This is a genomic window from Streptomyces sp. NRRL F-5650, from assembly GCF_000721365.1.
GTDB lineage: Bacteria > Actinomycetota > Actinomycetes > Streptomycetales > Streptomycetaceae > Streptomyces > Streptomyces ardesiacus.
The window spans coordinates 324331-331001 of sequence record NZ_JOGV01000002.1 but is presented as its reverse complement, the minus strand read 5'-3'; the positions used below and the strand labels follow the sequence as shown (position 1 = coordinate 331001).

The 6671-nt window shown below is 73.6% G+C and carries 8 protein-coding genes; 5 read left to right on the top strand and 3 right to left on the bottom strand.

Annotated elements, in window-relative coordinates; genetic code table 11:
- The first annotated feature begins 104 nt into the window (after positions 1-104).
- The gene (locus tag IG88_RS42320; protein WP_051851747.1) at positions 105-839 is read left to right on the top strand and encodes a hypothetical protein; all 735 of its coding nucleotides are present in this window, start codon (positions 105-107) and stop codon (positions 837-839) included.
- Positions 840-1127: 288 nt separating this feature from the next.
- Here the strand turns inward: IG88_RS42320 and IG88_RS0104445 are convergent, their stop codons facing one another.
- Both IG88_RS0104445 and IG88_RS0104440 read right to left on the bottom strand, forming a co-directional pair.
- Positions 1128-2273 (bottom strand): adenylate/guanylate cyclase domain-containing protein, encoded by a 1146-nt coding sequence (locus IG88_RS0104445; protein ID WP_031035157.1) that lies wholly within the window; start codon positions 2271-2273, stop codon positions 1128-1130.
- A gap of 115 nt (positions 2274-2388) precedes the next feature.
- Positions 2389-3264, bottom strand: coding sequence for a biotin--[acetyl-CoA-carboxylase] ligase (locus IG88_RS0104440; RefSeq protein ID WP_031035155.1), 876 nt, complete (start codon positions 3262-3264; stop codon positions 2389-2391).
- Between the two features lie 110 nt (positions 3265-3374).
- On the opposite strand from IG88_RS0104440, the gene IG88_RS0104435 reads away from it, so the two are divergent.
- From IG88_RS0104435 to IG88_RS0104420, 4 genes are all read left to right on the top strand, one after another.
- Entirely contained in the window at positions 3375-4967 is a 1593-nt protein-coding gene (locus IG88_RS0104435) for an acyl-CoA carboxylase subunit beta (protein WP_031035153.1), read from the top strand.
- A 9-nt stretch (positions 4968-4976) separates the two neighbouring features.
- Entirely contained in the window at positions 4977-5183 is a 207-nt protein-coding gene (locus tag IG88_RS0104430; protein ID WP_031035150.1) for an acyl-CoA carboxylase subunit epsilon, read from the top strand.
- Between the two features lie 171 nt (positions 5184-5354).
- A complete protein-coding gene (mmpB, locus tag IG88_RS44910; protein WP_037835257.1) occupies positions 5355-5483 on the top strand; it encodes a morphogenic membrane protein MmpB in 129 nt (42 codons plus the stop codon).
- Positions 5484-5515: 32 nt separating this feature from the next.
- On the top strand, positions 5516-6136 hold the full coding sequence (locus tag IG88_RS0104420) for a nucleoside triphosphate pyrophosphatase (RefSeq protein WP_031035148.1): 621 nt from the start codon (positions 5516-5518) through the stop codon (positions 6134-6136).
- Here IG88_RS0104420 and IG88_RS0104415 read toward each other — a convergent pair.
- Entirely contained in the window at positions 6105-6587 is a 483-nt protein-coding gene (locus IG88_RS0104415) for a hypothetical protein (protein ID WP_037835254.1), read from the bottom strand. The genes IG88_RS0104420 and IG88_RS0104415 overlap by 32 nt on opposite strands.
- Between the last annotated feature and the right edge of the window lie 84 nt (positions 6588-6671).

Sequence of the window (6671 nt, the reverse complement as noted above, 5' to 3'; positions counted from 1 at the left end):
GCGCCCCGGAGAGCCGGGCGGCCACTCCTCGGAAGCCACTGAAGGCAGAGAACCATAAGCCACACCCGGCCCTCCCGGGCCGACCAACAACTTACGGAGGGACCATGACGACGACCGGCACACCGACGACCGGCACACCGACGACCTGTGCTCCGGCCACGGGCACGAGGACCGGCGCGCGGCCGGAACCGCCGCGGTACGCGTGGTCCCGCCGCGGCCGGCACCGCAGGCCACGCCCCCGCAAGGTACTGCTGCTCGCCGGCGGCCTCGCCCTGGCGGCCGGTGCCCTGAGCCTCGTACGCCTGCTGCCCGAACCGCCCGGTGACACGGGCGGCGGCCTCCGTGCCGGGGCGGCGCCGCGCACGGAGGACGTGGGCGGGGACACCGCCCGCGACGACCGGTCCGCGGCGTCCGGCGCCGCGGACGCGGGAGGCGGGGAGCCCGGCCCGGTCCCTGTCGCGACGTCCGTCATGGGCGGCCTCGGCGGCTCCCCCGGACCGGGTCTCATACCCGGCCTCGTACCGGCCCCGTCCACGAGCGGCACCCCGGCCACCGGCGCCCCGGACGGGCCGGACGCCTCCGGGGACCGGGAGCCGGGAGAGGGGCACGCGCGCGAGAAGCAACCGGAAGAGGACCACGAGCGGGAGGAAGAGGGCGAGCGGCCTCGCGCCCCCGCCCCGAGCACCGCCCGCCCGCCCCACTCGGACCGGCCGCCGCCCCGCCCCGCCCCGACCACACCGCCGCCGGCACCCCACAACACGCCACCGGTGCCCGAACCCGACGATCCCGGCCTGTGCGTACCGGTCATCGGCCTGTGCGTCGACCTACTCACCGGCTGAACAGCCGACTCCGCCGACCCAGGACTCCCGACGGCCGGGACTCCCGACGGCCTACGGCTGCCCGCCCCACTCGGACCGACCACCGGCTCAGGACTCCCGACGGCCCAGGACTCCCGACGACCTACGGCTCCCCGTCGCACTCGGACCGGCCGCCGGCCCGCCCCGCGCCGACCACACCGCCGCCAGCGCCCACAGCACGCCACCGGTGCCGGAACACGACATTCCGGGCCTGTGCGTACCGGTCATCGGCCGGCCTGCTCACCGACTGAGCCGCCGGCTGTCGGCGGCCTACGGCTCCCCGTCGCCGTCGCTCCGGCGCGTGAGCAGCCACGGCTCGACCACGCCCAGACCGCGCACCGGACGCTGCCACATCGGCTGCAGCGCGAAGCGGTAGACCGGCGGCTCCTCGCCCTCCTTCTCCGCGGCGGCCGCTTCCTCGGCGGCCGCGGCCTCCGAGGCGGGGGCGTCCCCGGTGCGGATCAGCTCCTCCGCGAAGGCCGAGTCGACGAGGACCGCGTCCTTCGGGGCTATCGAGGTGAGCCGGGAGGCCAGGTTGACGGTGGTGCCGAAGACGTCGCCCATCCGGGTGGTGACCGTGCCGAAGGCGATGCCGACGCGCAGTTCCGGCATGGTCTCGTCGTTGGCCATCGTCTCGATGAGCCGCAGTGCGATCTCGGCGGCCGTGCCGGCGTCGTCGGCGGCGTAGAGCACCTCGTCGCCGAGGGTCTTGACCAGCCGGCCGCCGCGTGCGGCCACCAGGTCGGCGGAGGTGGTCTCGAACGCCTCGACCAGCTCGCCGAGTTCCTCCTCCTCCATCCGCCGGGTCAGCCGCGTGAAGCCGACCAGGTCCGCGAAACCGACCGCGAGCCGCCGGTCGACCATCTCCTCGTCGTCCCCGGCCTGGACCACCCGGCCGGCCGAGGCGGCGAGCTGGCGCCGCCAGACGTAGACCAGGAACTCCTGCAGCTCGGGGAGGAGCAGTTCGACGATGGGATACGTCACCTCGGTGCGCGTCATCCCGGGCTCCGGGGGCTCGGTCAGGCCCTCCAGGAAGGAGTCGATCTGCCACTCGGCCAACCGGGCGGTGGTCTGCCCCGTGGACCGGGCGACCTGGACGGCCATCGCCTCGCTGAGCAGTCCCGCCTCCACCAGGCCGGCCAGCCGCCGCAGGGCGAGCACGTCGGCCTCGGTGAGCGCCTTGGCCTGACCGATGTCGGCGAAGCCCATGGCCCGCCAGAAACGCGAGGCCAGCTCCATGGAGACTCCCGCGCTGCGGGCGGCCTGGAAGGGCGTGTAGCGGCGCTCGGCGCCCAGGATCAGCCCTTCGAGGCGCAGCGCGAGCGGGTCATCGCCGGGGTCGGCGGAGTCCGGGGCGGGCTCGGGGTCCACCCGGCCGTCCCCGTCCGCGCCGGAGCCGGTGTCGTCGACGGTCACGCCTGTTGCCTTTCCGATCTGCCGCGGTCAGGTTCGACCGGCCCCAACTTTACGTCAGGTGTGCCCCAGCTCACTCCCGTGCGTCCCGTACTCCGGGGGTGCCCCGGGGCCGCGCTCACGCCAACCGCAGGTGCACGATGTCCCCCGCTCCCACCGGTTCCCGCACCCCCGCCTCCGTCGCGATCACCAGCCGCCCGTCGCCGTCCACGGCCACCGCCTCCCCGACGAGCGACCGGTCGCCCGGCAGCTCCGCGCGCACCATCCGCCCGAGGGTCGCGCAGCCCGCCGCGTACGTCTCCTGGAGCCCGCTGGCCGCCGGGTCGCCCCCGGCCCCGCGCCAGCGCCCGTACCAGTCCTCCAGCGACCGCAGCACCGCCCGCAGCAACGGGTCCCGGTCGGTGCTCACGGCTCCGGCCAGCGCCAGCGAACCGGCCCGGGCGACCGGCAGCTCGTCGGCGCGGAGCGAGACGTTGATGCCGACGCCGATGACGACACCGTCGTCGCCGGCCCGCTCGGCGAGGATGCCGCCGGCCTTGCGCTCCTCGTCGCCGACGGTCACCAGCAGGTCGTTGGGCCACTTCAGGGCGGTGTCGACGCCCGCGGCGCGGGAGAGCCCGGTCGCCACGGCGACGCCGGTGAGCAGCGGCAGCCAGCCCCAGCGGGCCACGGGGATCTCGACGGGCCGCAGCAGGACGGAGAAGAACAGCCCGGAGCGCGGCGGCGCCGTCCACTGCCGGTCCAGGCGCCCCCGCGCGGCGCTCTGCTCCTCGGCGACGAGGACCACGCCCTCCGCCAGGTCCCCCGCGGCGGCCCGCGCCACGAGGTCGGAGTTGGTGGACCCGGTGCGCTGCACCACGTCCACCTGCCGCCACAGCCCGCCCTCCCGTACCAGGCCCCGCCGCAGCGACGTGCGGCTGAGGGGCGGCCGGTCCAGGTCGGACCACCGGCTGTGGCGGGCGTCGTCCGGGGAGGAGGATTCGCGGGGCGTCATGCAACCCACCCTAGGTGTGGGAAACACCGCACTGCCGAACGGAGGGCCCCCCACTACTCTACGAACGAGTAACCGTCCCCCCTTTTGAGCAGGCAGGGAGCCGCATCCCGATGTCCGAGCCGGAAGAGCAGCAGCCCGACATCCACACGACCGCGGGCAAGCTCGCGGATCTCAGGCGCCGTATCGAGGAAGCGACGCACGCCGGTTCCGCACGCGCCGTCGAGAAACAGCACGCCAAGGGCAAACTGACGGCTCGTGAGCGCATCGACCTCCTCCTCGACGAGGGTTCCTTCGTCGAGCTGGACGAGTTCGCCCGGCACCGCTCCACCAACTTCGGCCTGGACGCCAACCGCCCCTACGGCGACGGCGTCGTCACCGGCTACGGCACCGTCGACGGCCGCCCCGTCGCCGTCTTCTCCCAGGACTTCACCGTCTTCGGCGGCGCGCTGGGCGAGGTCTACGGCCAGAAGATCGTCAAGGTGATGGACTTCGCGCTGAAGACCGGCTGCCCGGTGATCGGCATCAACGACTCGGGCGGCGCCCGCATCCAGGAGGGCGTGGCCTCCCTCGGCGCCTACGGCGAGATCTTCCGCCGCAACACCCACGCCTCGGGCGTCATCCCGCAGATCAGCCTGGTCGTCGGCCCGTGCGCGGGCGGCGCGGTCTACTCCCCCGCGATCACCGACTTCACGGTGATGGTCGACCAGACCAGCCACATGTTCATCACCGGTCCCGACGTCATCAAGACCGTCACCGGCGAGGACGTCGGCTTCGAGGAGCTGGGCGGCGCCCGCACCCACAACACCGCCTCGGGCGTGGCCCACCACATGGCCGGCGACGAGAAGGACGCGATCGAGTACGTCAAGCAGCTCCTGTCGTACCTGCCGTCCAACAACCTCTCCGAGCCCCCGGCCTTCCCCGAGGAGGCCGACCTCGCGGTCACGGACGAGGACGCCGAGCTGGACACGGTCGTCCCGGACTCCGCGAACCAGCCGTACGACATGCACACGGTCATCGAGCACGTCCTGGACGACGCCGAGTTCTTCGAGACCCAGCCCCTCTTCGCGCCGAACATCCTCACCGGCTTCGGCCGCGTGGAGGGCCGCCCGGTCGGCATCGTCGCCAACCAGCCGATGCAGTTCGCCGGGTGCCTGGACATCACCGCCTCCGAGAAGGCGGCCCGCTTCGTGCGCACCTGCGACGCCTTCAACGTCCCCGTCCTCACCTTCGTGGACGTCCCCGGCTTCCTGCCGGGCGTGGACCAGGAGCACGACGGCATCATCCGGCGCGGCGCCAAGCTGATCTTCGCCTACGCCGAGGCCACGGTCCCGCTCATCACGGTCATCACCCGCAAGGCCTTCGGCGGCGCCTACGACGTCATGGGCTCCAAGCACCTGGGCGCCGACCTCAACCTGGCCTGGCCCACCGCCCAGATCGCGGTGATGGGAGCCCAGGGCGCGGTCAACATCCTGCACCGGCGCACCATCGCCGACGCGGGTGACGACGCCGAGGCCACCCGCGCCCGCCTGATCCAGGAGTACGAGGACACCCTCCTCAACCCCTACACGGCGGCCGAGCGCGGCTACGTCGACGCGGTGATCATGCCGTCCGACACCCGCCGCCACATCGTCCGCGGTCTGCGCCAGTTGCGCACCAAGCGGGAGAACCTGCCCCCGAAGAAGCACGGCAACATCCCCCTGTAAGGAGCCGCTGTGACCATCAAGGTCGTACGGGGCAACCCCACCCCGGAAGAACTGGCCGCGGCACTGACGGTGGTCAGGGCCCGCGCGGCGACGGCGGCGGAGCCGTCCCCCGCCGAGTCCCCGCGCGACGCCTGGTCGGACCCGTCCCGCATCGCGGCGACCCGCCTCCCGCAACCGGGCCCGGCGTCCTGGACCCGTACGTTCTGGCCCGGGTGAGGCCGGACACCCGGGGGCGCGGGGCCGTGCCGACGTGCGGCCCCGCCGCGTGAGCGCACGGAACCACAACCCCGCGCCCCGATTTAGGTGTGCACGGAACCACAACCCCGCGCCCCGATTTAGGTACCCGTACTCAAGCCCCGCCCCCCGGCCGGGCCCCACGCTGGTGGCATGCTCTGGTCCGACCCCGACGACGAGCCGCCCGAGGAACTGCGCGACATGCAGGACATGCTGCGGCGGCTGAGCTTCTTCCTGGCGCTGGCCATGGTCCTCGCGATGATCGTGATCGGCCTGGAGTGAGCCCGGCCCGCCCGGGTGGCTAATCTGACCCCATGACTGCTCAGCCCCGCCGCCGGCTCGTCCTCGCCTCCCAGTCCCCGGCCCGGCTCGGCCTGTTGCGCCAGGCCGGTCTCGCCCCCGAGGTGCTGGTGAGCGGCGTCGACGAGGAGGCCGTCACCGCGCCCACCCCCGCCGAGCTGGCCCTCGCCCTGGCCGAGGCCAAGGCGTCCGTGGTGGCCGCCAGGCCCGAGGTGCACGGCGCCCTGGTGATCGGCTGCGACTCGGTGCTCGACCTGGACGGCCGGGCACTCGGCAAGCCGGCCGACGCCGAGGAGGCCACCGCGCGCTGGAAGGCGATGCGCGGCCGGGCGGGCACGCTGCAGACCGGCCACTGCGTCTGGGACACCGCCTCCGGCCGCCACGTCTCGGCGACCGCGTCCACCGTCGTCCGCTTCGGCGAGCCGACCGACGACGAGATCGCCGCCTACGTGGCCTCCGGGGAGCCCCTCTACGTCGCGGGGGCGTTCACCCTGGACGGCCGCTCGGCGCCGTTCATCGACGGCATCGAGGGCGACCACGGCAACGTCATCGGCCTCAGCCTGCCCCTGCTGCGGCGGCTCCTGGCCGAGCTGGGCACCGGCATCACGGAGTTGTGGGCGCCGGCGGAGGACTGACCGGGGAGCCGTCGTCGCCCTTGCCGTCCTCGGGCCGCCGGCCGGCGGCGGGCTCCTCCCGGACGTCGTACGTCATCAGCAGCAGCACGACGAGCCCCAGTACGACGATCATGAAAATGAAGGCGCCGGGTCCGACCAGCCCCCAGGCGAAGGCGCCGAGCAGGCCGTGCACCACGGCGGCGCTGATCAGCAGGATCCGGCCGAGCCCCGCGGGCGCGCGGTCGCGCACCGCCACGAGCAGCGCGACCAGGCCGCACAGCGCGAAGTACAGCCCGAAGACGACCCCGCCGATCTTCGAGGAGACGGACATCGTGTCCGGGTCGAGCCCGGCCAGCGACATCTCCTGCCGGTCGACGACCACCCCCAGGAACCAGTTCAGCGCCGCGACGCCGACCGCCTCCACCAGGAACACGACCGCCACGGTCCACGCCACCGGCCTGCGCACTGACACCGGTCCCCACCCACTTTCGACCACTGCCGCACAGGACAGCCGTTACCCCAAGTACGTTCGAGACGCCCCGAACGCTACTAACGG